The 25,868-nt window shown below is 64.6% G+C and carries 24 protein-coding genes; 8 read left to right on the top strand and 16 right to left on the bottom strand.

The window, feature by feature from the left end:
- Positions 1 to 15 precede the first annotated feature (15 nt).
- Positions 16 to 186 (top strand): HVO_0758 family zinc finger protein, encoded by a 171-nt coding sequence (locus C437_RS20640; RefSeq protein ID WP_004517187.1) that lies wholly within the window; start codon positions 16 to 18, stop codon positions 184 to 186.
- Here the strand turns inward: C437_RS20640 and C437_RS11785 are convergent, their stop codons facing one another.
- The 13 genes from C437_RS11785 to C437_RS21120 form a co-directional block, all read right to left on the bottom strand.
- A complete protein-coding gene (locus tag C437_RS11785) occupies positions 187 to 1,272 on the bottom strand; it encodes an aldo/keto reductase (RefSeq protein ID WP_004517186.1) in 1,086 nt (361 codons plus the stop codon). It lies immediately after the preceding gene.
- 65 nt (positions 1,273 to 1,337) lie between these two features.
- Entirely contained in the window at positions 1,338 to 2,516 is a 1,179-nt protein-coding gene (locus C437_RS11780) for a DHH family phosphoesterase (protein WP_004517185.1), read from the bottom strand.
- A 49-nt stretch (positions 2,517 to 2,565) separates the two neighbouring features.
- The gene (locus C437_RS11775) at positions 2,566 to 3,456 is read right to left on the bottom strand and encodes an SDR family oxidoreductase (RefSeq protein WP_004517184.1); all 891 of its coding nucleotides are present in this window, start codon (positions 3,454 to 3,456) and stop codon (positions 2,566 to 2,568) included.
- Positions 3,453 to 3,881: a DUF5791 family protein gene (locus C437_RS11770; protein WP_004517183.1), complete on the bottom strand. Its 429-nt coding sequence runs from the start codon at positions 3,879 to 3,881 to the stop codon at positions 3,453 to 3,455. The genes C437_RS11775 and C437_RS11770 overlap by 4 nt, the downstream gene beginning before the upstream one ends.
- A gap of 50 nt (positions 3,882 to 3,931) precedes the next feature.
- Positions 3,932 to 6,934 (bottom strand): DUF7286 family protein, encoded by a 3,003-nt coding sequence (locus tag C437_RS11765; RefSeq protein WP_004517182.1) that lies wholly within the window; start codon positions 6,932 to 6,934, stop codon positions 3,932 to 3,934.
- Complete coding sequence (locus C437_RS11760) at positions 6,922 to 7,779, bottom strand: DUF7284 family protein (protein ID WP_049919747.1); 858 nt, start codon at positions 7,777 to 7,779, stop codon at positions 6,922 to 6,924. The genes C437_RS11765 and C437_RS11760 overlap by 13 nt, the downstream gene beginning before the upstream one ends.
- Before the next feature lie 8 nt (positions 7,780 to 7,787).
- Positions 7,788 to 8,183, bottom strand: a complete 396-nt coding sequence (locus tag C437_RS11755) for a DUF7285 family protein (protein ID WP_004517180.1) — start codon at positions 8,181 to 8,183, stop codon at positions 7,788 to 7,790.
- Positions 8,164 to 8,625: a DUF7283 family protein gene (locus C437_RS11750; RefSeq protein ID WP_004517179.1), complete on the bottom strand. Its 462-nt coding sequence runs from the start codon at positions 8,623 to 8,625 to the stop codon at positions 8,164 to 8,166. The genes C437_RS11755 and C437_RS11750 overlap by 20 nt, the downstream gene beginning before the upstream one ends.
- 34 nt (positions 8,626 to 8,659) lie before the next feature.
- On the bottom strand, positions 8,660 to 10,405 hold the full coding sequence (locus tag C437_RS11745; RefSeq protein ID WP_004517178.1) for a type II secretion system F family protein: 1,746 nt from the start codon (positions 10,403 to 10,405) through the stop codon (positions 8,660 to 8,662).
- Positions 10,402 to 12,267 carry an ATPase, T2SS/T4P/T4SS family gene (locus C437_RS11740; RefSeq protein WP_004517177.1) on the bottom strand — a complete coding sequence of 622 codons (1,866 nt, stop codon included), beginning with the start codon at positions 12,265 to 12,267 and terminating at the stop codon, positions 10,402 to 10,404. The genes C437_RS11745 and C437_RS11740 overlap by 4 nt, the downstream gene beginning before the upstream one ends.
- Complete coding sequence (locus C437_RS11735) at positions 12,260 to 12,733, bottom strand: DUF7311 family protein (protein ID WP_004517176.1); 474 nt, start codon at positions 12,731 to 12,733, stop codon at positions 12,260 to 12,262. Before C437_RS11735 ends, C437_RS11740 begins: the two co-directional genes overlap by 8 nt.
- Positions 12,730 to 13,230: a DUF7310 family coiled-coil domain-containing protein gene (locus C437_RS11730; protein ID WP_004517175.1), complete on the bottom strand. Its 501-nt coding sequence runs from the start codon at positions 13,228 to 13,230 to the stop codon at positions 12,730 to 12,732. The genes C437_RS11735 and C437_RS11730 overlap by 4 nt, the downstream gene beginning before the upstream one ends.
- Positions 13,231 to 13,320: 90 nt before the next feature.
- Positions 13,321 to 13,446, bottom strand: coding sequence for a hypothetical protein (locus C437_RS21120; RefSeq protein WP_275040390.1), 126 nt, complete (start codon positions 13,444 to 13,446; stop codon positions 13,321 to 13,323).
- Positions 13,447 to 13,630: 184 nt separating this feature from the next.
- On the opposite strand from C437_RS21120, the gene C437_RS11725 reads away from it, so the two are divergent.
- From C437_RS11725 to rad50, 3 genes are all read left to right on the top strand, one after another.
- Positions 13,631 to 13,999 (top strand): hypothetical protein, encoded by a 369-nt coding sequence (locus C437_RS11725; protein ID WP_004517174.1) that lies wholly within the window; start codon positions 13,631 to 13,633, stop codon positions 13,997 to 13,999.
- 84 nt (positions 14,000 to 14,083) lie between these two features.
- Positions 14,084 to 15,337 carry a DNA double-strand break repair protein Mre11 gene (gene mre11 / locus C437_RS11720; protein WP_004517173.1) on the top strand — a complete coding sequence of 418 codons (1,254 nt, stop codon included), beginning with the start codon at positions 14,084 to 14,086 and terminating at the stop codon, positions 15,335 to 15,337.
- A 13-nt stretch (positions 15,338 to 15,350) separates the two neighbouring features.
- Positions 15,351 to 18,026 (top strand): DNA double-strand break repair ATPase Rad50, encoded by a 2,676-nt coding sequence (gene rad50 / locus C437_RS11715; RefSeq protein ID WP_004517172.1) that lies wholly within the window; start codon positions 15,351 to 15,353, stop codon positions 18,024 to 18,026.
- Positions 18,027 to 18,051: 25 nt separating this feature from the next.
- On the opposite strand, the gene C437_RS11710 is transcribed toward rad50, so the two are convergent.
- Genes C437_RS11710 through C437_RS11700 form a run of 3 tightly spaced genes read right to left on the bottom strand, consistent with a single transcriptional unit; the run spans position 18,052 to position 19,138 of the window.
- A complete protein-coding gene (locus C437_RS11710) occupies positions 18,052 to 18,474 on the bottom strand; it encodes a DUF7346 family protein (protein ID WP_004517171.1) in 423 nt (140 codons plus the stop codon).
- Between the two features lie 27 nt (positions 18,475 to 18,501).
- The gene (locus C437_RS11705; protein WP_004517170.1) at positions 18,502 to 18,906 is read right to left on the bottom strand and encodes a DUF7322 domain-containing protein; all 405 of its coding nucleotides are present in this window, start codon (positions 18,904 to 18,906) and stop codon (positions 18,502 to 18,504) included.
- A 40-nt stretch (positions 18,907 to 18,946) separates the two neighbouring features.
- Complete coding sequence (locus tag C437_RS11700) at positions 18,947 to 19,138, bottom strand: DUF7331 family protein (RefSeq protein WP_004517169.1); 192 nt, start codon at positions 19,136 to 19,138, stop codon at positions 18,947 to 18,949.
- 107 nt (positions 19,139 to 19,245) lie between these two features.
- On the opposite strand from C437_RS11700, the gene C437_RS11695 reads away from it, so the two are divergent.
- The 4 genes from C437_RS11695 to sufD all read left to right on the top strand — a co-directional run bounded on the left by C437_RS11695 (position 19,246) and on the right by sufD (position 25,792).
- On the top strand, positions 19,246 to 22,053 hold the full coding sequence (locus C437_RS11695; protein ID WP_004517168.1) for a DNA-directed DNA polymerase: 2,808 nt from the start codon (positions 19,246 to 19,248) through the stop codon (positions 22,051 to 22,053).
- 125 nt (positions 22,054 to 22,178) lie between these two features.
- On the top strand, positions 22,179 to 23,111 hold the full coding sequence (locus C437_RS11690; RefSeq protein ID WP_004517167.1) for an ABC transporter ATP-binding protein: 933 nt from the start codon (positions 22,179 to 22,181) through the stop codon (positions 23,109 to 23,111).
- Between the two features lie 36 nt (positions 23,112 to 23,147).
- A complete protein-coding gene (gene sufB / locus C437_RS11685) occupies positions 23,148 to 24,578 on the top strand; it encodes a Fe-S cluster assembly protein SufB (RefSeq protein WP_004517166.1) in 1,431 nt (476 codons plus the stop codon).
- A 2-nt stretch (positions 24,579 to 24,580) separates the two neighbouring features.
- Positions 24,581 to 25,792 carry a Fe-S cluster assembly protein SufD gene (gene sufD / locus C437_RS11680; protein ID WP_004517165.1) on the top strand — a complete coding sequence of 404 codons (1,212 nt, stop codon included), beginning with the start codon at positions 24,581 to 24,583 and terminating at the stop codon, positions 25,790 to 25,792.
- Positions 25,793 to 25,868: the final 76 nt, after the last annotated feature.

Genomic DNA, 25,868 nt, shown 5'->3' with positions numbered 1-25,868 from the left:
AGCACACTGGCAGGTATGGACTCAGTGAGGAAGGCCCTCCGGGCCGGCGATGTCGAGAAAGACAACTACGGACGGCTCTCCTGTACCAGCTGTGACGAGCCGCTCGCGACGGAGAACGACCCGGACGAGGTCGGGAAAGTGCGCGTCTGCCCAGAGTGCGACGGCAAGTGGAAGGAGCTCAGCTAGCTACTCGAAGACCGCGTCGAACGCGTCCGCGCCGAGCGGTTCGTATCGGCCCGCATCGACGTTCTCCCGGGCGTGTTCGACCGACCCCGTCCCGACCAGCGAGCAGGTGACGCCGGGCGCGCTACGCGCGAAGTTGATAGCGCGCTGTGCGCTCGTCTCCCCCGAGAGCTTCGCCGCTACGTCGTCCGGAACCTCCCCAGCTAACTGTCCCTGCATTATCGAGGCGCTGGTGAACACGTCCAGCCCGGCCTCGTGGGCGAACCACAGCGCCGACTGCGGCCCCTCCGCGCCGTCGTGGGCCGCGACGGTGAACGCGTCGGCCATCGAGACGTTGAACGGCAGCTGAATCGCGCGGAGGTGTGTCGCCGCGTTGCCGACCGTCTCGGCCGCCGCGCGAGCGCGCTCGACGACTTCGGGCAGCGAGAGATAGCTGTCGTGGTCGGCGGCCACGCGGAACGCCTCCCACGTCGCGACGCCGTAGTGCTTGATGTCGCCGGCTGCGGCGCGCTCCTCCAGTTTTTCGAAGGTCGCCTCAAGCTGGTCGTACACCGCCTCGCGGGAGTTGGATTGCAGCTGCGTCTCCGGATTGTGGACGTAGTAGAGGTCGATGGTGTCCAGCCCCAGATTCGCCAGCGAGCGGTCGAGCTGGTCGTCGATGTAGTCGGGCGCGATGCAGTGCTGGCCCGCGACGAGGTCGTCGCGGTCGACGATGCCGGTGTCGAGGTATTCCGACCGGACGAACGCGCCGGGGTCAGCCGGGCGCTCCCCGTCGAACGGGACGAAGCCGCCTTTCGTCGCAACAGCGATTGCCTCTCTGTCTACCTCAGCGTCTGCGACGGCGTCACCGACGACCCGCTCGGAGCGCTGGTGGCGGTAGTTTATCGCTGTGTCGACGACGTTGATGCCGGATTCCAGCGCCGTGACGATCGCGTCGTGGTAGCTCGCGTCCCGCTCGTCGGTCGGGTCGCCCAGATACGTGCCGATGCCGATGCTGGAGACGACGCCGTCGCCGAACCGCCGGTAGAACGTGCGCGCGAACTCGTCGTGGTCGTCCCGGTACGCCCAGGTCGCCTCCCGTGTAGCCATACCGTCTGTTGGTCGGGCAGTGACAAAAGGACAGAGATTCACTGTGTTCCACGGGACGACGCCTCCTACAGTTCGCCACTCATCGCGTCGAACACCCGCTCGCGGAAGTCTTCCCGGGAAACGCCGTTACTGGGGCCGAGGCCGGCCATGTGCTCGACCGGGACCTTGCCGCCGCCCATCCGAGCGTGGCCGCCGCCCTCGGCCATCGGAATATCGTCGACGACGGCCTCTATCGCTCGGCCGATGTGGACGCGGTCGTCCCGGGAGCGCCCGGCGATACGCATGGTTCCTTTCTTTTCGCCGACGACGACGACGGCCGAGACGCCTTCCAGCGTCTCCAGTTCGTCCGCGGCCTGTGGAATCGCGTCCGTGTTCGACACCTCGCCCACGTCGCTGAACGCGTAGGGCGCTCGCACCTCTCGTTCCCCGATAGCTCGAGACTTCACGTCGAGTACTTCCGCGTCGACCTGCGGGTTCGCAATACGGTTGAGCAGGTCGCTGTCCATCCCATCGTAGAGGAACGCAGCGGCCGCGAAGTCCTCGGACTCGCACCCGTTTGTCAGCGACCGCGTATCTGACTGGATACCGTACATCAGCCCCGTTGCCAGCGCACAGGGGATGGTTTCTGCCGGTGCTGCGTCGATATCGATACTCTCTCCGGTGTCGCTGAACTCGAACTCTAACTGATTGAAGTAACTCGCGAAGATGGTCGCACAGGCCCCATAGTCGGACCGGATGTCGGTGAACTCGGTCCCGCTTCCGTTGCCGGGATGATGGTCGATAACGGCGACGGGCTCGACCTCCTCGGCACCGGGGAAGCCGCGTGCCGTGTTGTGGTCGACGAGGACGACCGCCTCCCCGTTGATGTCGTTGACCGTTTCAATGTGATCAAAGTCCAGGTCAAGCACCGTCTGGAAGGCCCGGTTCTCTGGGCGACGTATCTCCCCGGGGTACAGCAACGACGCGGACGTATCAGTGCCGGCGACGAGTTGGTTGACGGCCAGGGCAGAGGCCATCGCGTCCGGGTCCGGGTTCGGGTGCATCAACACCGCAATCCGGTCGTAGTCGGTCAGCATCCGATGCAGTCGTTCGCCGGGCGTTCGGCTGAGATACCGACGCAACCAGACGCCGGCACCGAGGAGGGCGAGAAGGGCCACAACGACACCAGCGACCAGCAGTGGGTTCTCGCTAGCAAACGCCGCGGCGGCGTCGACCTGCAGTCCGCCAGCGGCAACGCGTGTCATATCACGCTGTTCGCCAGCCTATCAGTAATAAAGTTCGCCCCCGTTACAGCTAATTTTGCCGGTATTCTCGGACGGCGTCGCGATACCCCTCCCGGAAGGTCGGGTACTCGAACTCGTACCCCAGGTTCCGGAGGCGGTCATTTGAGCATCGCTTGCTGGTCTGGATACGTCGCTTCGCCGTCTCCGAGAGGCTGTCGTCGGCGAGTCGTTCCTCTGTCGTCTGTTTCGGCGGGAACGGAACGTCACATTGTTCGGCCAGCCAGTCGGCAAACGCCCACTTCTCGACGGGTTCGTTGTCGACGACCAGCACCACCTCGTCGCGGTGGTTCTCCGTCAGCAGGTGGTACACAGCGCCGGCCGCGTCGGCCCGATGGACCATGTTCAGATAGCCGGCCGTCACCGGCCCTTCCAGATACCGCTCCAGTCGGTAGCGGTCCGGGCCGTACAGGCCCGCGAAGCGAGCAACTGCACCGTGGCCGCCGTGCTCTACGGGACGCTCGCGGGCAATCCGCTCTGCCTCGGCCAGCACTTCGGTCTTTTCGGTCTGTGGGTCAAGCGGCGTCTCCTCGTCGACCCACGCGCCATCGTGGTCGCCGTATACGCCGGTACTGGAGGTGTACACCAGTCGCTCGGGCGGGTCGGCCCGCGACCAGAAGTGGTCGATAGCCGTCCGGAGCCCCTCGACGTACACCTCGCGGGCAGCCTCGGCCCCTCTGCCGCCAGAACTCGCGGCGAAGACGAGCCAGTCGGCGTCCGGCACCGCAGACAGCGATTCGGCGTCGGTCACGTCGGCCTGAACCGCCTCGAAACCGGCGTCCTCGATGGCTTCGATACCGTCGTCGGACCGGCGAACGCCCACGACCTCGTGGTCGTCCCGCAGTTGTCGCCCGAGTTCGAGGCCGACGTAGCCACAGCCGAGGATGGCGACGCGTTCCGTCACCGCTTTTCACCCTCGATGTAGCTGTGCAGGAGGGCGTACTCGGCCAGTGTCACGGGGTAGCGGCCTTCGATTTTCTGTTGAATCTCTTTGGGTTCCAGTTCGTCGTCGATACCTGAGGCCAGCGACTCTACGTCCATCACAGCCGTCGTCATCCCCATCAGGAGGATGTCCTGCGCTTCGGCCTGCAGTGCGTCGGCGTCCGGCCGGTTCGGTCCGGTCGCCAGTACGGCCACCGCCTCGTCGAGCGTCCGGTCGGCGATATCAGCGTCGGCGAACGCTGTTACCGTCGCCCGGTCGAGCCCCGTTGCGTCGACGACGCCCTCGACGCCGACTGTCTCGACTGTCTCGGCCAGCACGGTGCCGTAGGCCGCCAGTAACTCCTCGTGGGACTGCTCGCCCGCGTCCGGAAACTCGCCTCGAAGCATGGGCATCGGTACGGTCCCGGGGTATTTTATTTCGGTTATGTGTCCCGGCGTCAGCTGCCCGCGTCGGGCCAGCCGCTCGATTCCTCCACAGCCGTTCCGTCCTTGTCACCGACTCCGCGAGGTTTGGGTGGCACGACGACGACAACACCTGTATCGGCTCGGAACGAGACACGGTCAGCAGTACCCAATCGCTCGGCCGCTCCGTCGTCGTCAACATCGAGCGTGACGTTGTGTCCGTCACGCGCATAGGTGGTCCGTGCGCCTGGCTCGCTCGGCGAGCCGTGGCTCGCAGAGACGGCAAATCTGGCGTACTCGCCCTCGACAGTCACCCACCAGATGTTCGCCGTCGCGTACCAGGTGGTGACTGGCGGTGCCAGCGGGAGGCCCGCCGGGAGCCTGTCTGTCCCGAGCCGTTTTTTGGCGAGCTGCTGGGCCTTTTGTTCGCCGGCGTTCGCCAGGGCGCTGCTCAGTTCGTCTTTCGCGACGGACCGCACCGCCGAGGCCGTCCCGTTCGTCGACCCCAGCGTCGGTCTGGTCGCTGGCGTGTCGACCGAAAGCAGCCGCAGTCGGAGTCGGTCGCGTTCGACCCGCGTGAGGTTCAGTCGGGCACCAGCGACGCGGGCGACCCGTTCCTGCGCTGAGCCGTTGGTCAGTGCCAGTGCCCGGGCCGCCGATGTGTCCCATGGCGACAGCGCTTCAGTGACAATGGCCTTGCTCTCGTCCTGGTCAGCCGCAGTGTGCTGGGAGACTGCCAGCCAGAGCGTGGTCGTCAGTTCCCTGTTAGCCGCCGCAACCTCCTGCTGGAGTGCGTCGCGTTCCGAAGCGAGCGTAGCGTTCGACTCGTCTTCGAGGGTTTCGTTCGCGGCCGCGAGTGCGCTCGCTGCCGTTGCGAGGCGTACCCTGTCACCGCTCTCGAACGCACCGCCAACGACGGCATCGGCAGCGTCGCCGTAGGGGACTGTGAACACGTTCGCGTTCCGCGCCACTAGCGGATGCTCGCTCCCCTCCAGCGCGCGATACCGGCTCTCGTCCAGTTCGGCCAGCGTCAGATATGGCGTCTGCGTATCGACCCGTGTTCTGACGGGGCCGGCCGGACCGACTGGCATCGGGCGTGACCGTGGAACGGGCGTCTCACGCGCGGTTAATCCTTTCCGGAGGGCACGCAGCGACCCGTCGGTGCGTTCCGATAGCTGTGCGTCGACTCGCTTCCGGTTACTGTCCCGCGCTGTGGCCTGCCTGTCCAACTCCGCCGACACCGCATTCAGATAGGTCAGCCGGGCCGCGACCCGTGCCTTCTGGGCCGCGCTGTCGTAGGTGCCCGGCACGGCTGCTAGAGTGTCACGGCGTTGTGCGACCCGTGCCCGGAGTTCCTGCGGGGGATTCGTCTCGAAGGTCCCGACGCGTCCGCGTTCGACGGTGACGGTCGTGTTGCGGACTGACGCCCGCAGGTCCATCAGGTCTTGATACACCCAGTCGTGCAGTTCTGGCGGTCGGTCGGCCGTCACCGTCGCCGCCGTCCGACTCAGGCTACCGTCGACGACTCGCTCCGCCACTTCGTCCCGACCCCCGGTGTGGCCGACGAGCGTGTCCATCGCTTTCGGTTCCACGTCGGCGAGATTCGACCCGGTCAGCGGACTTGCGCTGGCGTCGTGTGCGGTCCGAATCGAGCGGTTCGGTGCCGGTGAACGGCCGTGATGGCGGCCGACGACAGCGACGGCCACGCGATAGCGCGCGGTGCTTGAGGTCGTCGTGCGCTGACGTACTGACCCGTTCTGCCAGACGGCGGTCCGCGTGTACTGGCGCTCGACAGTCCGGCCGAACGTTTCGAGGGTGTGCCAGCCGTCCGGTGTCGCAACACTGCCGCTGGCGGTCCCAACGGACTCTGTATCGGTGGTCGTCCGGTCGGCGACCAGTGTCCACTCGGTGCCCGGCGACGGCGGCGTCTCCGGCGGCCCTCCACCCAGTCGGCGCTTGTCGACTTCCAGCGCTACCTCGACGGTGTATGCGTCTTCGAGCGTCTCGTTGAGCGCTGACGGCTCGGTGACGGATCGGAACGCGGTGTCGGCCGTCTCGTTGACGCCGACGGTCATCGAATCCGCGGGGCTCGGACTGGCCGTGGACTTCGGGCGCGGCGGCGTTTCGCTGACCGGCCTGTACTCGGCCTGTTTGAGTACTTCAGTCGAGAGCGCCGTCCCCTGGCTACCCCGAATCACGTCCTCGATTCCCGTCATCGCTGTCGCCTCTGTCAGGGCACGGCGGCCAGCTGGGTCGCTCCGCCCGAAGGTCGACCGCTGGACGCCGAGCAATGCACCGTTTGTCGCCAGCGAGACGTGTCGGTTCGCAACGACATTTTCGATGCCTGCGCCGCCGTATTGTGCGTAGCCTCTCGCCCACGCCATCGGGTACAGCCGGGCTGTCATTCGCTGGCTCAGCCCTGGCTTGTCCAGACCGTTGTTCAGCCGCGTCTGGTATGTCGACACCTGCTCGTGGAGCATGAGCGCCTGCGTCGGGACGACGACGGTCGGCGAAACACGCCGCGTCGAGACGACCTCGCCGTTTCGTCGGACCGTCAGAACGATATTCTCGACCGTCGCCCGCATCGCGGTCTTGTTCGGTCCGGCGCGTTCGACCGAAACGCGGTGTTTCGCTGCTCGGAGATCGCTCGCGTTCGTGACCGCTGGTAGCTTTGCGGTCACGGTCACGTCACCGCTTCGGCCGGAGACGCGCTCCAGTCGGTCCGCGACCCGGAGATAGGCGCGGATTCTGAGCGAATCCCGGAACGCCGTCGAGTTGTTCAGGACCCGGCCGGTGGGTGTGTCGGCCGGCGTGACGACCGGGTTTGCCGCTGCCTGCGGACCGGCCGTCGAGACGCCGTCCCGAACAGCCACCTGGGTTTCCGCCGTGGCCTGATCCAGCGCCCGTTCGACGGCCGTCTCACTCGGGGCTGGCTCGGTAACGAACGTCGGGGCCAGCGTGAGGCTGCTCACCAGCAGGAGAACGCCGAGCAACGCGAACGGGACCCGGCCGCGGGTGTCGTCTTTCACGGTGACCACGTCCTGACAGTTACGCGGACGCGGCTCACCCGAACGGCGCGGGCGGCGTCCGCCGGCGAATCGTACCGGGACCGAAGATCAGACCGAAGCCGGGCGGCAAGCGCTGCGGTCAGGTCACGGTTCATCTCGACTGTCGACTGTCGTTCAATGACAACGCTCGTCCCTGTCAGATCGGCCATTTGCTCGTATCGCACGGCCATCAGTACATCCGATGGGTAGTCGCCACGGAGCGCGTACTGCGACCGTGTCGGCGGGAACAGCCCGTCGACGACACTCCGAGCCACGACCGTTGCCACACCGTCGTACCCGCTTGTCTTCGCTGCTTCACGGGCTGGCTCGGAGACGTTTGCCATCCCACTTGGGACGGTCACTGTTGCCGCTCGAACGTCAACAGTATCCGGCGGCCGGTCGCCGATGCGGTACTCGCCGCTGACCGGCGCACTGGGATAAGGTTCCCAGGTAACGCGGACAGACGTTCGATGCCCAGGGCTGTGGAGTCTGTCACGCGTCGCCGCAGCGGTTTGTGACTCGAAGTCAGTGCCGGCGCGCGACACCCGCTTCCCGTCCACAGCGACGCCACTCATCGCTGCCTCACCGAGTAGTTCCGCGACGGTCCCGTGACTCGTTCGTTGTCGCCGCGTAGTATGGCCCGGTGGCTTGCGGCGATCTGACGCTGGGACGACCAGATCGTACTCGACGCTTGCGGTTTCCGTCGCTAGCGTCGACGCTTGCTCGGCCGCAGGGTTTGTCGTCGCCGGCTTCTCGACTCCGACGCCACTTGCAAGCGTCCCTGCAGCCACACCGACGAGTAGGAGAAACACCGTCACATCGGCGACGGCACTCATCGCTCGGGTCATCGCCACACTCGCACAGTGAGCGTCCCGCGACGGACTGCCCCCGGCCCGACTCGCACGCTCACCGTTCTGGTTTCGGTGTCGGCATTGCTCGGTGGTTCCCGGCCACCGCCCCATCGTTCGCCGGTCGTCGCGGTGATGGTCACGTTCCCGTGGTAGTTTGCCGGAACCGCATCGAGCGCGTTGTCGACTCGCTCGGGCCGAACAACGCCGGCCGACGAAAGCCGCTGTTCCACGGTATCGGCGGTCGGCGTGGCGATGTTGCGAGCATCGTCAAGTGTGCCGAACGCTTCGTCTACTACGCCGGCATACAGCGACACGCCAAGCGTGATGGCGAAGACAGCGACGAGGGCGGCGAGCGGTTCCGTCGTCGCCCTATCCGACGATGGTGACATCGGTCCCTCCCCAAGCGACGTGCCTGACAGTCATCCGGTCCGGAGCCGGTCGCCACCTGTCGTTAGCGGTCCGGGCCTGACGGGTATCTAGACGGAACGCGCCCGGCGATTCGTACACGGCCTTCGGCCGCTCACCGTCCACGACAGTCTGTAGTCGGTCGGTCCGCGCCGGGACAGCCGTTCGAATCAGTCGTGCGGCGGCCGTCCCGCCGCCGTTGCGGAGACGGATTTCGCGGCCATCGAATGCCCACTCTTCGGCGACGAGTCGTCGATGTGCGACGGACCCGGGCGGGCTGGTCGTGACCTCGTCGATAGTCGCGGCCGCCGCTGTCGCGTCCGGCGGTGCGGTCGTCGGGAGGCCGATGGCGACGCCAAGGACGGCCACGCTCACTGTTCCCAGCCCGATCCAGAGATACAGCGTATCGACGTGGGTTTCGAACATGGATCGGCCTGGCCGCGTTCTCCAATTTAAACACTTAGACCAGCAGCCCGGTAGCGACGACGGCGACGAGGAAGGTGGCCGAAGCCGACAGGAGTGTCAGGCCGGTTCGGTAGCCGACAAGTGCGCGGTCGAGGCCCCGATGCAGGCCTGTCGATACCGTCGTCAGCAACACAGCCAGAACGAGAACGTACCAGCCGATGACCGGTCCCAGCAGTGCACTCGGAACGGTGGCGAACTGCTCGCCGCCGCCCATCGAGCCGGCCAACGCGACAGTCGCACCGCCGATAAGCGGACCGAACAGCGCAGCGGTGTTCGACAGCGTCTCGGTTATCTGCGAGAGGTCACGACGCGTCTCGCGCTCGATGGCCCGGAGCGATTCCAGATGCTCACCCATCGTCGTCACGGACTCCCCCGCTGGCGGTCCGATTGTCGCGGCCGTGTCCAGCAGTATCGCAGCCCGTCGAGTACGGTGGCTCGGAACGGCAGCGAGCGCCCCGCCGGGGCCCAGAAACGCTCCCTTGATGCTGGTCCCAAGGCGTTCCTGACGCGCGGCAGCGGCTTCGATGACGGTGCTTGTCGGTTCGGGAGTCTCGTCGACAGCCTCGATAAGCGCCGCTTCGACCGACTGACCGCGGTCCAGCCGTCGACCGACGGCCGACAGCACGTCGGGGAGGCCCGACTCGATGTCGGTGACGTGGTCGCGGACTCCGGCGATAGGTCGGTAGTAGCTGACGAGCGCACTCCCGACGCCGGCCCCGAGTGCGCCGATGGGGGACGCCCACGAAGCTACGAGCGCGCCGGCAAGGAGCCACCCACCGATTCCGGCGGCGATGCCGACCACAGCTGACGGGAGTGGCGACGCCGGCACGTCCGGGTGGCTTCGCGGGATTGTCGCCGGCGGGAACGCGACCGGTCGCCGGCCCAGGAGCCAGCAACAGGCGACGACCAGTGCGCCGGGCATGACGATGCCGTATGTCCCGACCAGCGCAGGGGCAGTCACTGGCACACCCGCGGCAGCGGCGGCGGGCAACAGCGACGCCATCGCCAGCGGCAGGAGGACACCGAACGCGTACAGCGCGGTCGCCGGACCGCGAATCGAGGCCGCGAAGGCTGCCATCTCGTCGCGCGTCCCGTCGAGGATGCATCGCCGTGCGCGTTCGAGGATCTCGGACCGCTCCTCGACTGGGGCCGCTGTCGCGTTTTCGACCAGCCCGACTGCGCGTTCGAGCGCCGGGAACCGGTCACGCCAGGCTGTCGCGAACGTCGCCAGACCGCTTCGCGGCGTGCCTGCGGCTCGCTGCCGATGGTGTTCCAGCCGTGTCGCGAGGAGGCCGTTTCCGGTCCGTCCGGCGAACGCCGCCGCCCGCTCAGCGCTTGGCCATAGCGTCGCGCCGAGCACCAGCGTCGTGACAAGCGAGGGCGCGGCCCCCAGCGTTCGGATACGCTTTGCTTCCGCCGCGAAGGGGACGCCGTACCGCCCCAGCGCCGCGACACCCAAAGACAGGGCAAGGAATCCGAGGCTGACAGTCGTCACCATCGGGCCGGTCACTAGCACAGCAACGAGCAGTGCAAGCAGGGAGCCACACACCGCAACGGCGTAGCTCGCTGTCAGCAGTGTCGCAGGTGGAGCCGAAACCGAGAGCAGCCGACACGCTCGCTGGTAGTCGGCCGGTACCTCGACAGTGATTGGGCAGGACCCAACGAGCGCGGCTGTGAGCGGGGCAGCTGATTCCGTGTTCGCGTCGTCACAGCAGTCGTCTGAACTGCGGACGTGGCTCACGGCTGGCCCTCGTCTGTGTCCGGTTCGTTCCCACGCGCCTCGACAGCCACTGACTCCTCAAATCGCTCGGTTCGCGCCTCGATAGCGTCAAGTAGCTCTGTGTAGGACTCGCCCGGCGCGGCGAGGGACTCCACCAGACGGCTACTGCCCCGCTTCAGGCGACCGGTAGCCGTCGCTGTCGACCCGTCGCGCTTGTAGAGCATCTCGAAAGAGATTTCCTCGCCGTGAGAGACGATTTCCGCGACAGATGCGATACCACGGCCGTGCGCCGACGCGGGCGGAGCCAGCGTTACCACGAGGTCCGTCGCGGCGAATGACTGCACCGGGACGCCGAGGTCCGACACCAGCCGTTCCCGAACTGCTTCGGGACCGTTGCCGTGAATCGTCCCGAGAACGGCCCCATCGCCGCCACCGACACGCATCGCCTCGTAGAGCACACCGGCCTCCTCGCCGCGGACCTCTCCAACGACGAGTGCGCCCTCGCCGAGCCGGAGTGCAGTCCGCAGCGCCGCTGTCGCATCGACTGATGGCCCGTCCCCGCTGGCGGTCCGAAGCGCCTGCACGTCTCGTCCGTCGGACCGCAACGAGGACGCCGGAAGTTCGGGCGTGTCCTCGATGAGTATCGTCCGGACCTCGTGCGGGAGTTCCCAGAGCAACGCCCCGAGTGTCGTCGTCTTGCCAGCGCCGCGAGGGCCGGCGACGAGGCAGGCCCCGCCGCGCTCCGCGGCGATGGAGAGCAGTCCGGCGACGGCGGCCGGCATCGTCCCGTTGTCGACGAAGTCGGCCAGCCGCCAGACGTCGCTATCATGGGCGCGAAAGGCGAAGGCAAGGCCGTCACTGACCGGTTCACTCACACCTGCAACGCGAATCTGCCGGTCAGCCACCGTCGCCGTTGCATCGAGCGTTGGGCTCGCTCGCGAGAATGCCCGACCACTCGCCCGCCTGAACGTCGATGCCAGCGTGTTCGCGCCCGCCGGCGTCAGGCGGACGTTCGTTCGCATGGTTTCACCGTCACAACGCAGTCGGAGCCGGGTGTCACTCACCGGGGCTGTGGCGAACACGTCGGACACCCGTTGATCGGCAAAGATATCCTCCAAGATTCCGAGCCCGCCCGTATGTTTCTCCAGTACGGCACCGACAGCGGTTGCCGTCGTACTGTCACCGGCCACCGTGGTGGCTGCGTCGTACGGGTGACAGCCGCCGTCGGCGGCGGCGGCGGTCGCGACTCGCCTGTACGCTTCGGCAAGCGTCTCCATCGTGTCCGCGTCGAACCGTTGTTCGCGGGGCTCGATATGGTACATCGGGAGGTGGTCGCCGCGCGTGTCGTATCGCCGAACGACGGCTTCTGTCGAGAGCGCTTGCTGGTCCCGGAGAGCCGCATCCGCCGGCGGCGCTGCTCCGACACGGGCGTCGCTAATCGTTGGTCCGGTGTAGGCAGGAAGCGCCTGTTCGCTGGTGTCAAAGCCTTCGGTGGCGACAGCCAACCCGGTTTCCGCCGCAAGATCAGCGATAGGTCCTGATCGGCCGATTGCCTCCTCCGCGGCAGCAACAGGGTCACGGCGGGCACGGTCTGCGAGGCGGTCGTCCAGCGATGTGACTCTGGTGGCGAACCGGCCAGCTGCAGTGAGCACTGCCGCCGCTCGCTCGGCGTACACCCGCTCCTGTCCCGCTTGCTCCGTGACGACGGTATCGACACCGGTCGATGAGAGCGAATCGACGACTGTCGCCCGGCAGTCAGCCGACGCGGCGAGGTCGCCGCCGCCGGGACACTCATCCGCCAGCACCACCAGCCGCCCACCCTCGATGGCCGTGTCACAGCAACAGCCAGACGATGTCGATGACCCGAAGAGCCACTCACGCATGGCTCTCCCTCGCTCCGGCTTCGGACTTAAACCGATGGACTCGCAGCATCCGCTGGCCGTCCGACCGCGTCAGTACGAACGCGAGTCGATGTGTGCCGGGTTCGTCGAGCCGGTCGGTCGACGCCGTCGTTCGGATCGGGATGCCGACCAGCCGCTCGGTCTGTTTCCGGGACTCGACTGTCCAAGTTGCGACGCCAACACCGGCCCGCGCCGCGAACTGTAGCCGGCCGACGCCAGCGCTCGTGTAGGTCTGTCCGGGGATTCGTATCGTCACTACTCGCTGTGCGTCGCCGTTCGCCGTCGCCGCATCGGCCTCGACCAACCTCGTCAGCTCGGTCCGCAGCGCGTCCACCTGACGCTCCATCGTGCCGTTGGCCGCGTCTGCTCGGGCTGTCGACAGCGCTGGCGCTGTTGCACCGACGAGTGCGGTCATGACCGCGACAGCGAGGACCAGCCGGTATATCACAGCAACGCGCGGATACGCCCGACAACGCCTAGGTCTGGTGTCTCGTCGTTGTCGTGGTCGCTGCCCTCAGTGATGGCTGAGAAATCGGTCGCGGAGCTGGAGTCTGCGTGGACGGTGTCCGGCGAACGTGGAGCGGCCTGTGCTCGCCCAGTTCGATGCTGATCACTCCCCGCCGCCTGTGGGCCAGATACCGATGGCGACGACAGTGTTGCGTCGAGCCGATCTTCCAGCCGGTCAGTTGCCGCCAGCGCCGCGTCGGCGCGTTGCTCGATATCTTCGTTGACCGTACGGACGTTCCCCACGTACCCGCGGAGAGCCTGTGTAGCGGCTTCGAGCTCTGTCGTCCGCTCGTCAATGTCGTCGACACGCTGCTCGACGGTGTCCACGCGGTTCTCCAGCTCAGCGAGTTCCGTCACATCCGGGAACTCTGTCGTTCCGTCCGTGACCGCGCGTTCGACCGTACGGAGCCGCTCGGCCAGCGTCTCGATATCTGTCATGCTCGGCGCTGGTCCCGTGCTGGTATTTGAACGCTCGGACGGGGTGTTTCGGGAAGCGTATCGGTTGCTACCAGAAAGTACTCGCCTGCCTCACCCGCCGAGGATGAACAGCGCGAGGATGACGGCGATGAGTAGGGTTGCCAGAATCAGCAGCGCGACGACTGTGACTGCCGAGAGTGCCGTGTCGTCGGAGCGGAGTTCGCACAGCGGCATCATAGTGACGGTATAGCGCCTCTTTGTCGGCTAGCACCGTCGCCGGGCGGTTAGTTTTATCGAACCAACCACCACCATAACAGGTACGCATCTTCGATCAGCTCGATTGAGTGACTGCCTCCAAGGTGTCAGTACCTGCCCCGGAGCCAGCGAACAATTATACCGGATGCCGCGGCCACGCCGTTCTATGGCCGATAGCGATCAGGTGAAAGCAGCACTCGCGGCCCTCGCTGACGGAGAGGGACAAAACAGCGACGACAGAGGAGAGACGGCCCGAGTAGCTGTCCGGCAAGACGGCAGTAGTTCGGGCCGGATGAAGGCCCACGATACGGGCGGCGACGCTGGCTACCGGACGGTCATCGAGCGAGCGACCCAAGCGACCGACGATTTAGACGAAGCGGTTGCTTTCGTCGAGACGTTCGGCGTCGGGCGGCTCGAAGCGGCGGTCGAACAGGCCGAACACGAAGTGAGTGGGCTGGCGGACGAGGGTCGGGCGGCTTTGCGAGTGTTCCGGCGGTACCGGGACGCCGCGGCAGAGCCAGGCAATGGGTCGTAGCCACTGGGTCGATCATAGTCCTGTCGACCACTTTCACTCCGCTCACGATACCCCTTTAGGTAGCGCTGGCTTACAGGTGGGCAAATGACACGGGTGATACACACCGGCGATACCCACGTCGGGTATCAGCAGTACAACGTCCCCGACCGACGGGACGACTTCCTCGGTGCGTTCCGGCAGGTGGTCCGAGACGCCATCGCGGACGACGCTGACGCCGTCGTCCACGCGGGTGACCTCTTTCACGACCGCCGCCCGGCGCTTGCGGACATCATGGGCACGTTGAGCGTTCTGGAAGAACTCTCCGAAGCTGATATTCCGTTTCTTGCCGTCGTGGGCAACCACGAGGCAAAGCGGGACGCACAGTGGCTCGACCTGTACGAATCGCTTGGCCTGGCGACGCGCCTCGGCGACGAGCCGACAGTCATCGGCGACACCGCCTTCTACGGCCTCGATTTCGTCCCGCGCTCCCAGCGCGACGACCTCGACTACGACTTTGCTCCCCACGACGCGGACAGCGCCGCGCTTGTCACCCACGGCCTGTTCCAGCCCTTCGATTACGGCGACTGGGACGCTGCGGAGATACTCACTGAGTCGTCGGTGACCTTCGACGCGCTGTTGCTCGGCGACAACCACGACCCCGGCAAACAGCAGGTCGAGGACGCCTGGGTCACCTACTGCGGGTCGACCGAGCGCGCGAGCGCGAGCGAGCGCGAGGACCGCGGCTACAACATCGTCACCTTCGACGACGAGGTCCGTATCACCCGTCGCGGTCTCGACACTCGCGAGTTCGTCTTCGTCGACGTGGACCTCGGGCCCGAGGAGGGCGTCGAACGGGTTCGGAGTCGCGTCGGCCAGCACGATCTGGAGGAGGCCGTTGTCATCGTCTCTATCAGCGGCGACGGCGACCCAGTTACGCCGGCCAGCGTTGAATCGTTCGCGCTGGACCAGGGCGCGCTCGTGGCCCGGGTCACCGACCACCGGGAAATCACGGCCGAGGAGCGAGAAACGGAGATCAGCTTCGCCGACCCCGACGACGCCGTCACCGAGCGCGTCCGCGACCTCGGACTGAGCGAGGCTGCCCACGACATCGACGAGACGATTCGCGCCTCGAAAGTCGCCGACGCGAACGTCAAAGACGAGGTCGAACGGCACGTGCGTGAACTGCTTTCGGATGACTCTGCTGCCCTTGCAGCCGACGCAGAAGCGGCTGCGAGCGATAGCGCATCTGACACCGACGCCACCGCGAGCGCAAGCGGGGATGACACCGACGGAGCACCAGTGAACGAAGCAGATGGTACCGACAGCGAGAGCCAGGCGAGCGTCGAGGAGTTCCTCTAATGGAGGCCACACAATGAGATTCCAACGCGTCAAGCTATCCAATTTCAAGTGCTACGATGATGCCGACCTGCGGCTGGACAACGGCGTGACAATCATCCACGGACTCAACGGGAGTGGGAAGTCTTCCCTGCTTGAGGCCTGTTTCTTCGCGCTGTACGGCTCGAAAGCGCTGGATGAGAATCTCGGTGACGTGGTCACCATCGGGGCCGACGACTGCACTGTCGAACTGTGGTTTTCCCACGCCGGCGGCGACTACCACCTCACGCGTCGGGTTCGAGCGACGGGCTCCCAGCCGACGACCGCGAAGTGCGTCTTGGAGACACCCGACGGGAACTACGAAGGGGCGCGCGATGTGCGCCGACGAATTACGGAGCTCCTGCGGATGGACAGCGAGGCGTTCGTCAACTGTGCTTACGTCCGTCAGGGCGAGGTGAACAAGCTCATCAACGCTTCCCCCAGCGCCCGGCAGGACATGCTTGATGACCTCCTGCAACTGGGGAAACTGGAGGAGTATCGTGAGCGAGCCAGCGACGCCCGCGTCGGCGTCGGACGCGTCCGTGATGACAAACAAGGTGCGCTCTCACAGCTCGACGAGCAGATTCAGGAGAAAGAACAGAAAGACCTCCACGAGCGGCTAAATAGCCTCGAAACGAAGGAATCTGAACTGCAAGACGAGATCGAGCACATCGAGGAACAGAAGGGCACCGCCGAGGAGACGCTCACCCGTGCTGAGTCCGTCCTCGAGGAGTACGAGGAGAAACGCGAGGAGCTGTCGGCGCTGGAAGACGATATCGAAGAGCTGGAGGCGACCATCACAGAGACGGAGACGGAGCGAACCAAGCTCAAAGAGCAGATCAGTGATCTACAGGATCGGCAGGAGTCGCTGCGGGAGGACCTTTCAGAAACGCTCGCGGAAACGGATCTCGAAAGTTCGGAGCCAACCCCCGAAACCGTCGAGATGCGACTCGCGGACCTCCAGTCTCGCGACGACGAACTGCAGAGCCGAATCGAGGACCAGCGCGTCGACGCGAAGGAGCACAGCAGCACGGCCGACGCGCTGGCCGAGAGCGCCGCGGACCTCGAATCTCGAGCCGAAGAGAAGCGCGAGGAAGCCGACGAACTCGAATCTGACCTCGAATCCGCGCGGGAGACCATCGCCCAGCGCCGGGAGCAGATTAGCGACATCGACGAACAGATCGCCGCGCTCGAAGCCGAGTTCGAGAACGCACCGACCGACCGCGAGGGGGCACGGTCGTACAAAGAGTCCGTCGCCAGCGACCTCGAAGAGGCCCGACAGCGGGCGACCGAACTGGAGACGAAACTGGAGAACGAGCGCGACTCGCTCGCGGAGGCCGAGGCGCTGCTGGAAGCCGGCAAGTGCCCCGAATGCGGGCAGGACGTGGCCGAGTCACCGCACGTCGACTCCATCGAGGCCGACCGCGAGCGGATTTCGGAGCTCGAGGGGACGCTCGCGGACGCCCGTGAGAACGTTTCAGACTTTGAATCGAAACACGAGACGGCGGCGGAGCTGGTCGAGACAGCGGACGAGCTATCGACGCTCGAGAACAACCGCTCGAACATCGTTCAACTGGTCGAGGAGAAGGAAGACGGACTGGACGCGGACCAGGAGCGCATCGAGACGCTCTGCGAGGAAGCAGCAGAACACGAGTCCGAAGCAGAGACGAAACGCGAGAAAGCAGCCGAAGCCCGTGAGCAGGCCGAGAACTGTCGGTCGGTCGTCGCCGAGTGTAATCAGGAGCGCCAGCAGGTCAAACAATCGATCAAGCAGCTGGAGCGAGTCGAGGACCTACTGGGTGATATCGACGACTGCGACGACGACATCGAACGCCTGCGCGAGAAGCGTACGCAACAGGCCGAACTGAACGACCAGCGCCGCGACCAGCTCGCAGAGAAGCGCGAACGCAAGCAGGACCTCGCGGAGTCGTTCGACGAGAAACGAATCGAAGAGGCCCGCAACGAGAAGCAGCGCGCGAAAAAGTACATCGAGCAGGCCGAGGAGGCGCTGGCGGAGAAACGCGAACAGCGCGATGAACTGCAAAACGCCATCGGCGGCGTCACGAACGAAATCGAGGAGCTGGAATCGCTGCGGGACCGGCGTGAAGATCTCGAAGCGACCCTCGAAAAGCTCGAAACGCTGTACGACGAGACCGAAGAGCTACAGGAGATGTACGGGACGCTTCGGGCGGAGCTACGACAGCGCAACGTCGAGACGCTCGAACGGATGCTCAATCAGACGTTCGACCTGGTGTACCAGAACGACTCGTACTCCCACATCGAATTAGATGGCCAGTACCAGCTGACGGTGTACCAGAAGGACGGCGAACCGCTGGAGCCCGAACAGCTCTCCGGCGGCGAGCGCGCGCTGTTCAACCTCAGTCTGCGGTGTGCCATCTATCGCCTGCTCGCGGAGGGCATCGAGGGTGCCGCACCGATGCCGCCGCTCATCCTCGACGAACCGACGGTGTTCCTCGACTCAGGTCACGTCACCCAACTGCTGGATCTCGTGGAGTATATGCGCGACGAGGTCGGCGTCGAGCAGATTCTCGTTGTCAGCCACGACGAGGAACTGGTCGGCGCGGCCGACGACCTCGTCCGTGTGGAAAAGGACGCTACGACAAACCGCTCGCGGGTCGAGCAGGTCGAAGCGACGGTCGCGGAACTGGCCTGACCGCAGTAACGACGGTGGACAGACCTCAGCGGTACAGATGCGCCAGCCCATCGCTGGCCGTTTCGGTCGTGTCGTAGCCCCGCTGGCCGTGGACTGTGGCCTCGGTAAGCAGGCCGGCGGCGCGGAACTCGGCCAGCAGGCCGTGCAGGTCGCTCTCACAGAGGTCGTACGCAGAGAGCAGTTCCGCCACGGAGAGCGGCCCGCGCTTGTCGAGTTCCACGAGCAAGCCCAGCGCACGGTCATCGTGGGCCGCAGTAACGACTTGACGGGCGGCGTCGGGAACGGCTCCGGCAGCGGTGGTCAGCGGTGACTCGCCGTCGATTGGTTCGAGGTCGGCCTTCGGGACGTGGCGCTGCTCGCCGGTTTCGGGGTCCCGGACCAGACTCGATTCGGTAGACTCCTTCAGCAGTAAGTACCGCGTGCCGTCGTCATCCCGCACAGTACGCATATGGCCGTTTGTAGCAGACCGGGCCGGTTAGCCGTTGTGGTCGTTCGACTCCGTGGCGTCGGGCTGATTCGCCGCTGTTTCGGCCGCCTCGGTCCCGCCGTCGTCTGATTTTCGCTCCCGTTCGAACTGGATGTACCGAAACGTCCCGTAGCCGAAGGCGATGACGCCGACGAGGAATATCCTGACCCCGAGGTCGACCTGCCCCTCGAAGTAGGCCAGCATCGGCCCGAGCGAGAGCGCGAGCAGTGCGACGTTGAACACGATGACGAGCCTGACGAACAGCCCCGTGGCATCGCCGCTGTAACCGCCGTCCGATGGTGACGGAACGTCCGGGCCGAGGCTCTCCGGGTCGAACTCATCTGGCTCGTACTTGCTCTTTTCCGAGAGGACGCTGCTGCTCTCGTTCGGGTCGTCCTCGCCGGGGATGTCCATCACACTAGCTACGACGCGTGGACACTAAAAGTACTTCCTGTCAGGCGATCTCCTGTAGGGTCAGCGCCGTATCAGTCTGTAGCCACGCGAGCGGGTTCTCTGCATCGTAAAACACTGTTCCCTCCTCGGTCTCGTAGGTCTCGGTCGTCTGGATGGCGTCCGGGAGCGCCGGCTCCGACCGCAGTTCTTCGGACCTATCCGCCTCGCCGTGGGGGGATGCGTGGTGCGACATTGGCCGTCAAACTTGGGTATGTTACTTGATGGCATATACTTTCTGCCTGTGGCAATACCCCGTCGACCGCCGGTGTTTTTATGCGGCATCTCGAAACAAGGCCAAGAATGAGTGACGGGACCCAGGGCACGCTGGGGGACTTTGAGCAAGATGCGGAGGAGGACCGCCCGGTCGCCGACGAAGCGGCAGCCATCGCGGGCAACGGCGGGAGCGATACCGGCGGGACGAGCGTCGTTGACCTCGACAAGCGCCAGTTCCCGCCGGTCGAGGAGACCGTCGAGTTCGTCGTCACGCAGGTCGACTACACCATCGAGGGGCAGGGCGACGACGAGTTCCCGGTCGTCCACGTCTTCGGGCGCACTGACGACAACGAGCCGGTTCACGCGCGGGTCTTCGAGTTCAAACCCTACTTTTATGCGCCGACCGACAGCGTCACCGAGGACGCGCTTCGCCAGTACGACAGTATTACCGGGTGGAAAGAAGCCGACGAGGACGGCGAGCCCTACGAGTCCATTCGGGGCGAGCGCCTGACGAAGATATTCGGCCAGACACCCCGTGACGTGGGCCAGATTCGTGATGACTTCGACCACTACGAGGCCGATATTCTCTTCCCCAACCGCCTGCTCATCGACAAAGACATCACGAGTGGCGTACGCATCCCCGCCCGCGAACTCGACGACGGCAGCCTGAAGGTCCACCACGAGGAGGTTCAGCCGGTCGAGGCTCACGCCGAGCCGCGGGTCAACACTTTCGACATCGAGGTCGATGACAGACAGGGGTTCCCCGAGGACGGCGAGGAGCCGATCATCTGTCTCACCTCCCACGACTCCTACCGCGACGAGTACGTCGTCTGGCTGTACGAGTCCCCCGACGGCATCGACGGCCCCGAAGCGCTGGCCGGCTACGATCCGATTCGGGAGGATTTCGAGGCGGACGTGCGTGTCTTCGACGAGGAGGAGGCCATGCTGGAGGCCTTCGTCGACTACATCGTCGACACCGACCCGGACGTGCTGACGGGCTGGAACTTCGACGACTTCGACGCGCCGTACTTCCTCGACCGGCTGGAGGAACTCCAGAGCTACAACCACGACTTCGACCTCGAGATAGACCGCCTCTCGCGGGTCGACGAGGTCTGGCGCTCGGGCTGGGGCGGCCCGGACATCAAGGGCCGTGTCGTCTTCGACCTCCTCTATGCCTACAAGCGCACCCAGTTCACCGAACTCGAATCCTACCGGCTCGACGCCGTCGGCGAGCAGGAACTCGGCGTCGGCAAGGAGCGCTACACCGGTGACATCGGCGATCTCTGGGAACAGGACCCCGAGCAGCTACTGGAGTACAACCTCCGGGACGTGGAGCTGTGTGTCGAACTCGACCGCGAGCAGGACATCATCGACTTCTGGGACGAAGTCCGCACCTTCGTCGGTTGCAAGCTGGAAGACGCGACGACGCCGGGCGACGCCGTCGACATGTACGTCCTCCACAAGCTCCACGGCGAGTTCGCACTGCCGTCGAAGGGCCAACAGGAGAGCGAGGACTACGAGGGCGGGGCCGTCTTCGACCCCATCACCGGCGTCCGCGAGAACGTCACCGTGCTGGACCTGAAGTCGCTGTATCCGATGTGCATGGTGACGACCAACGCCAGCCCGGAGACCAAAGTCGACCCCGAGCAGTACGACGGCGACACCTACCGCGCGCCCAACGGCACCCACTTCCGGAAAGAACCGGACGGCGTCATCCGGGAGATGGTCGACGAACTGCTGACCGAGCGAGAGGAAAAGAAGGAACAGCGGAATGAATTCGATCCCGAAAACCCAGAGTATGGGCGCTTAGACCGCCAGCAAGCGGCGGTTAAGGTGATAATGAACAGTTTATACGGCGTTTTGGGATGGGACCGCTTCCGCCTCTACGACAAGGAGATGGGAGCCGCCGTTACCGCCACCGGGCGGGAGGTCATCGACTACACTGACGAGGTCGTCGCGAACGAGGGGTACGAGGTCGTCTACGGCGACACCGACTCCGTCATGCTCCAACTCGGTGATGTCGGACCCGACGACGTTGAGGGCGATGTTGAAATCACCGACGAGATGCGCGAGAAGCATCCCGAGATGGGCGACGACGAACTCGAACTTATCGCCACGACCATCCAGAAAGGGTTCGAACTGGAAGAGACCATCAACGCCTCTTACGACGAGTTCGCGATGGAGGAGCTCAACGCGAGCGAGCATCGTTTCCAGATCGAGTTCGAGAAGCTCTACCGTCGATTCTTCCAGGCGGGGAAAAAGAAGCGCTACGCGGGCAACATCGTCTGGAAGGAGGGGAAACACGTCGACGACATCGATATCACGGGCTTCGAGTACCAGCGCTCGGACATCGCCCCCATCACGAAGCGGGTCCAGAAGGAAGTCATCGACCGCATCGTTCGCGGGGAGGACGCCGAGTCCATCAAGCAGTACGTCAGCGATGTCATCGAGGATTATCAGGACGGCAACGTCAACTACGACGACGTGGGTATCCCCGGCGGTATCGGGAAGAAGCTGGACAACTACGATACCGACACCGCACAGGTGCGTGGCGCGAAGTACGCCAACCTCCTGCTGGGAACGAATTTCCAGAGCGGGTCCAAGCCAAAGCGGCTGTACCTCGACCGAGTTCACTCCGACTTCTTCCAGCGCATTGAGGAAGAGGAAGGGCTGGACCCCCAGCGTGACCCGCTGTACGGCGAGTTCCGCCGGGACCCAGACGTAATCTGCTTCGAGTACGCAGACCAGATTCCCGAGGAGTTCGAAATCGACTGGGACAAGATGCTCGATAAGACGCTGAAAGGCCCGATTGCCCGGATTCTGGAGGCGATGGACATCTCCTGGGAGGAGGTCAAGTCCGGGCAGGAACAGACGGGACTCGGGAGCTTCATGTAACTCACCGACGGCGGGCGCTTGCTGCTGTGGGAAATATTGTTTCTATATACTGAAGTTGAGTTCACGGCAATGCGAAAGCTTCATGGGTGAAACGTACCTTCTTTCGGTTGACCTAAGAGATACCTATGGCTAAACTCGAAATCAACAATCTCCACGCAGAAGTCGCAGAAGAGGACGGTGAGACGATTCTTCGCGGTGTCGACCTCGAAGTCGAGTCCGGCGAGATCCACGCGCTGATGGGTCCCAACGGCTCGGGGAAGTCGACGACGGCGAAGATCATCGCCGGCCATCCCGCCTACGAGGTAACCGACGGCGAAGTACTCATCCACCTCGAAGAAGATGAATTCGGCGAGGACGAGGAGATTCCGGAAGACCTCCGCACCTGGAACCTGCTCGACCTCGAACCAAACGAGCGCGCCGCGCTCGGCATCTTCCTCGGCTTCCAGTACCCGGCCGAGATTGAGGGCGTCACGATGGTGAACTTCCTCCGCACGGCCCTCAACGCCAAGCTCGAAGAGCGCGAAGAGCTGTTCGAAGACGACGACGAAGAAGAAGCCGAATCCGAAGGTGGCGACACCAACGAGGACGCCGCCGGCTACGACACCTCCCCGATGGAGGGTGACGTCGAAGAAGGCGAAATCGGCGTCGCCGAGTTCCAGGAAATCCTCCAGGAGAAGATGGAGCAGCTAGATATGGACGAGAAGTTCGCGTCCCGGTATCTCAACGCCGGCTTCTCGGGCGGCGAGAAGAAGCAAAACGAAGTCCTCCAGGCCGCGATCCTCGAGCCCTCGGTCGCCGTGCTCGACGAGATTGACTCCGGGCTGGACATCGACCGACTGCAGGATGTCTCCAACGGTATCAACGCGCTCCGTGACGAGCAGGGCGCGGGCATCCTCCAGATCACTCACTACCAGCGTATCCTCGACTACGTCGAACCCGACCACGTCCACGTGATGCTCGACGGCCAGATCGCCACCTCCGGCGGTGCCGAACTCGCCGAAAAGCTCGAAGACGAGGGGTACGACTGGGTCCGAGAGGAAGCCTACGAGGCCGCGTAACGCCCTTCCGTACACAGCGATAACACTACACACACTATGAGTTCAGATCAAGACCACCTCAAAGAGACCGACACCGAGAAGCGCTTCGAGTTCAAGAAGGAGGAAAAGTCCGCCTTCGAAGCCGAAAAGGGCCTCACGGAGGAGACCATCCGGGTCATCTCCGAAGACAAGGACGAGCCCGAATGGATGCTCGAACGCCGCCTGCGCGCGCTCGAGCAGTACAAGGAAATGCCGATGCCGGACGGCTGGCCAGGCGCGCCCGACCTCTCCGAAGTCGATGTCGACGAGATCGTCCCGTACATCCGTCCCGACATCGAGACACGCGGCGGGGTCGACGACTGGAACGACCTCCCCGAAGAGATTCAGGACACCTTCGACAAACTGGGCATCCCGGAAGCCGAGAAGAACGCCCTCTCGGGCGTCGGCGCGCAGTACGAGTCCGAGATTGTCTACCAGAACATGCAGGAACGCTGGGAGGAGAAGGGTGTCATCTTCTGTGACATGGACAAGGCCGTCCAGGAACACGAAGATATCCTCAAAGAGTACTTCATGACCAAGGCCGTGCCGCCGAGCGACAACAAGTTCGCAGCGCTGCACGGCGCTATCTGGTCCGGCGGGTCGTTCGTCTACGTCCCCGAGGACACCACGGTCGACATGCCGGTCCAGGCGTACTTCCGCATGAACTCCGACGGCATGGGCCAGTTCGAGCACACGCTCATCATCGCCGAGGAGAACTCCGAGGTTCACTACATCGAGGGCTGTTCCGCCCCGAAGTACTCCGAGTTCAATCTCCACTCCGGCGGCGTCGAAGTGTTCGTCAAGGAGAACGCACACGTTCAGTACTCGACCGTCCAGAACTGGTCGAAGAACACGTACAACCTCAACACCAAGCGCGCCATCTGCGAGGCCGACGGCACGATGGAGTGGGTCTCCGGCAGCATGGGCTCGAAGGCCACGATGCTGTACCCCTCCACCGTTCTCAAGGGCCCCGGCGCGACGGACAACCACATCACCATCGCCTTCGCCGGCGAGGGCCAGGACATCGACACGGGCGCGAAGGTCTACCACAACGCCCCCGAGACGAAGTCCACCATCGAGTCCAAGTCCATCAGCAAGGACGGCGGCCGCACGAACTACCGCGGCCTCGTCCACATTGCCGACGGTGCTGAAGACTCCTCGACCTCCGTTGAATGTGACGCGCTGATGTTCGACAACGAGTCCACGTCGGACACGATGCCGTACATGGAGATTCAGGAGTCCAAAGTCGATGTCGCCCACGAGGCGACCGTCGGCAAGATCGGCGACGAGGACGTCTTCTACCTCCAGTCCCGCGGACTGGACGACGACGACGCAAAGCAGATGATCGTCGCCGGCTTCATCGAGCCGATCACGGAAGAACTGCCGATTGAGTACGCCGTTGAGCTGAACCGCCTCATTGAGCTTGAGATGGAGGGGTCGCTCGGATAACCATGAGTACGCAGGTACACGCCAATCTCACAGAGGCCCAGGTAGAACAGATTTCAGACGATCTCGGCGAGCCCGAGTGGCTGCTGGAGACACGCAAGGACGCACTCGCAGCGCTCGAAGAGCTGGACATGCCGGACGTCATCCGGACGCCGGGTCGAACCTGGACCAACCTCGACGCGCTCGAATACGAGTCGCTGGTCGATCCGCTCGACTACGCACAGGACAAGGACCGCGTCGACGCAGCGGGCGTCGAGGTGCTGTCCTGGAGCGAGGCGCTTGCGGACCACGAGGACCTCGTCAAGGAGCACTTCGGCAGTACCGTCGACCCGCAGCGGGACTACCTCACTGCGCTGTCGACGGCCCTGTTCTCGGCCGGAACGGTCGTCTACGTCCCCGAGGGCGTCGACGCCGAGGACGTGAAGATTCGGACGACGATGAACAGCCAGTCGCTGTTCAACTACACGCTCGTCCTCGCCGAGGAGTCCTCCTCGGTCACGATTCTGGAGCGCCAGCAGACGGGCGAGACGACCGACGCCGACCAGTACTACTCCGGTATCGTCGAGGTCGTCGCCGAGGAGAACGCCTACGTCCAGTACGGCGCGCTCCAGAACCTCTCGGAGGAGACCTACAACTTCCAGGTCAAGCGCGGCCACGCCGACACCTACGCCACGGTCAACTGGATCGACGGCAACATCGGCTCCCGCCTGACCAAGTCCAACGTCGAGACCCGACTGCTGGGCGACTCTTCCGAATCCCAGATTCTGGGTGCGTTCTTCGGCCACGAGGACCAGCACTTCGACATCGCCAGCCGCGTCTGGCACGAGGCCGAACACACCATCGCCGATCTCGTCACACGCGGCGTTCTCGACGATGACGCCCGCTCGGTGTACGAGGGCGTGCAGGACGTCGGTCGCGAGGCATGGGACACGTCATCCTACCAGCGTGAGAACACGCTCATGCTCTCCGATGACTCCGAAGCCGACGCGTCGCCGAAGCTCATCATCAACAACCACGACACCGAGGCCTCCCACTCCGCGACGGTTGGGCAGGTCGACGAAGAGGACATGTTCTACATGACCTCCCGCGGTGTCGACCCGGAGCGAGCGAAGAACATGCTCGTCGAAGGGTTCTACGTCCCGGTGCTCGAAGAAGTGCAGGTCGACGAACTCCGCGAGGACCTCGACCAGCTGATCTACGAGCGTCTTCGTGAGTAGCCGGTAGGCTACGAACGAAGGCTCGAGAGAGCTTGCTCTCTCGGTGTCTGCGCGAGTGGCGAGGTCGCTGAGCGAC

Origin of the sequence: Haloarcula vallismortis ATCC 29715 (assembly GCF_000337775.1) — an archaeon.
GTDB lineage: Archaea > Halobacteriota > Halobacteria > Halobacteriales > Haloarculaceae > Haloarcula > Haloarcula vallismortis.
The sequence above is the reverse complement of the archived record's forward strand: the minus strand, read 5'-3'. Positions and strand labels throughout refer to the sequence as shown.

What these genes read in the sequence shown, in the direction of transcription:
- C437_RS20640 (WP_004517187.1), top strand. Translation starts at nt 16, where the DNA reads ATGGACTCAGTGAGGAAGGCCCTCCGGGCCGGCGATGTCGAGAAAGAC.
- C437_RS11785 (WP_004517186.1), bottom strand. Translation starts at nt 1,272, where the DNA reads ATGGCTACACGGGAGGCGACCTGGGCGTACCGGGACGACCACGACGAG.
- C437_RS11780 (WP_004517185.1), bottom strand. Translation starts at nt 2,516, where the DNA reads ATGACACGCGTTGCCGCTGGCGGACTGCAGGTCGACGCCGCCGCGGCG.
- C437_RS11770 (WP_004517183.1), bottom strand. Translation starts at nt 3,881, where the DNA reads ATGCTTCGAGGCGAGTTTCCGGACGCGGGCGAGCAGTCCCACGAGGAG.
- C437_RS11760 (WP_049919747.1), bottom strand. Translation starts at nt 7,779, where the DNA reads ATGAGTGCCGTCGCCGATGTGACGGTGTTTCTCCTACTCGTCGGTGTG.
- C437_RS11755 (WP_004517180.1), bottom strand. Translation starts at nt 8,183, where the DNA reads ATGTCACCATCGTCGGATAGGGCGACGACGGAACCGCTCGCCGCCCTC.
- C437_RS11750 (WP_004517179.1), bottom strand. Translation starts at nt 8,625, where the DNA reads ATGTTCGAAACCCACGTCGATACGCTGTATCTCTGGATCGGGCTGGGA.
- C437_RS11740 (WP_004517177.1), bottom strand. Translation starts at nt 12,267, where the DNA reads ATGCGTGAGTGGCTCTTCGGGTCATCGACATCGTCTGGCTGTTGCTGT.
- C437_RS11730 (WP_004517175.1), bottom strand. Translation starts at nt 13,230, where the DNA reads ATGACAGATATCGAGACGCTGGCCGAGCGGCTCCGTACGGTCGAACGC.
- C437_RS21120 (WP_275040390.1), bottom strand. Translation starts at nt 13,446, where the DNA reads ATGATGCCGCTGTGCGAACTCCGCTCCGACGACACGGCACTCTCGGCA.
- C437_RS11725 (WP_004517174.1), top strand. Translation starts at nt 13,631, where the DNA reads ATGGCCGATAGCGATCAGGTGAAAGCAGCACTCGCGGCCCTCGCTGAC.
- mre11 (WP_004517173.1), top strand. Translation starts at nt 14,084, where the DNA reads ATGACACGGGTGATACACACCGGCGATACCCACGTCGGGTATCAGCAG.
- rad50 (WP_004517172.1), top strand. Translation starts at nt 15,351, where the DNA reads ATGAGATTCCAACGCGTCAAGCTATCCAATTTCAAGTGCTACGATGAT.
- C437_RS11710 (WP_004517171.1), bottom strand. Translation starts at nt 18,474, where the DNA reads ATGCGTACTGTGCGGGATGACGACGGCACGCGGTACTTACTGCTGAAG.
- C437_RS11705 (WP_004517170.1), bottom strand. Translation starts at nt 18,906, where the DNA reads ATGGACATCCCCGGCGAGGACGACCCGAACGAGAGCAGCAGCGTCCTC.
- C437_RS11700 (WP_004517169.1), bottom strand. Translation starts at nt 19,138, where the DNA reads ATGTCGCACCACGCATCCCCCCACGGCGAGGCGGATAGGTCCGAAGAA.
- C437_RS11695 (WP_004517168.1), top strand. Translation starts at nt 19,246, where the DNA reads ATGAGTGACGGGACCCAGGGCACGCTGGGGGACTTTGAGCAAGATGCG.
- C437_RS11690 (WP_004517167.1), top strand. Translation starts at nt 22,179, where the DNA reads ATGGCTAAACTCGAAATCAACAATCTCCACGCAGAAGTCGCAGAAGAG.
- sufB (WP_004517166.1), top strand. Translation starts at nt 23,148, where the DNA reads ATGAGTTCAGATCAAGACCACCTCAAAGAGACCGACACCGAGAAGCGC.
- sufD (WP_004517165.1), top strand. Translation starts at nt 24,581, where the DNA reads ATGAGTACGCAGGTACACGCCAATCTCACAGAGGCCCAGGTAGAACAG.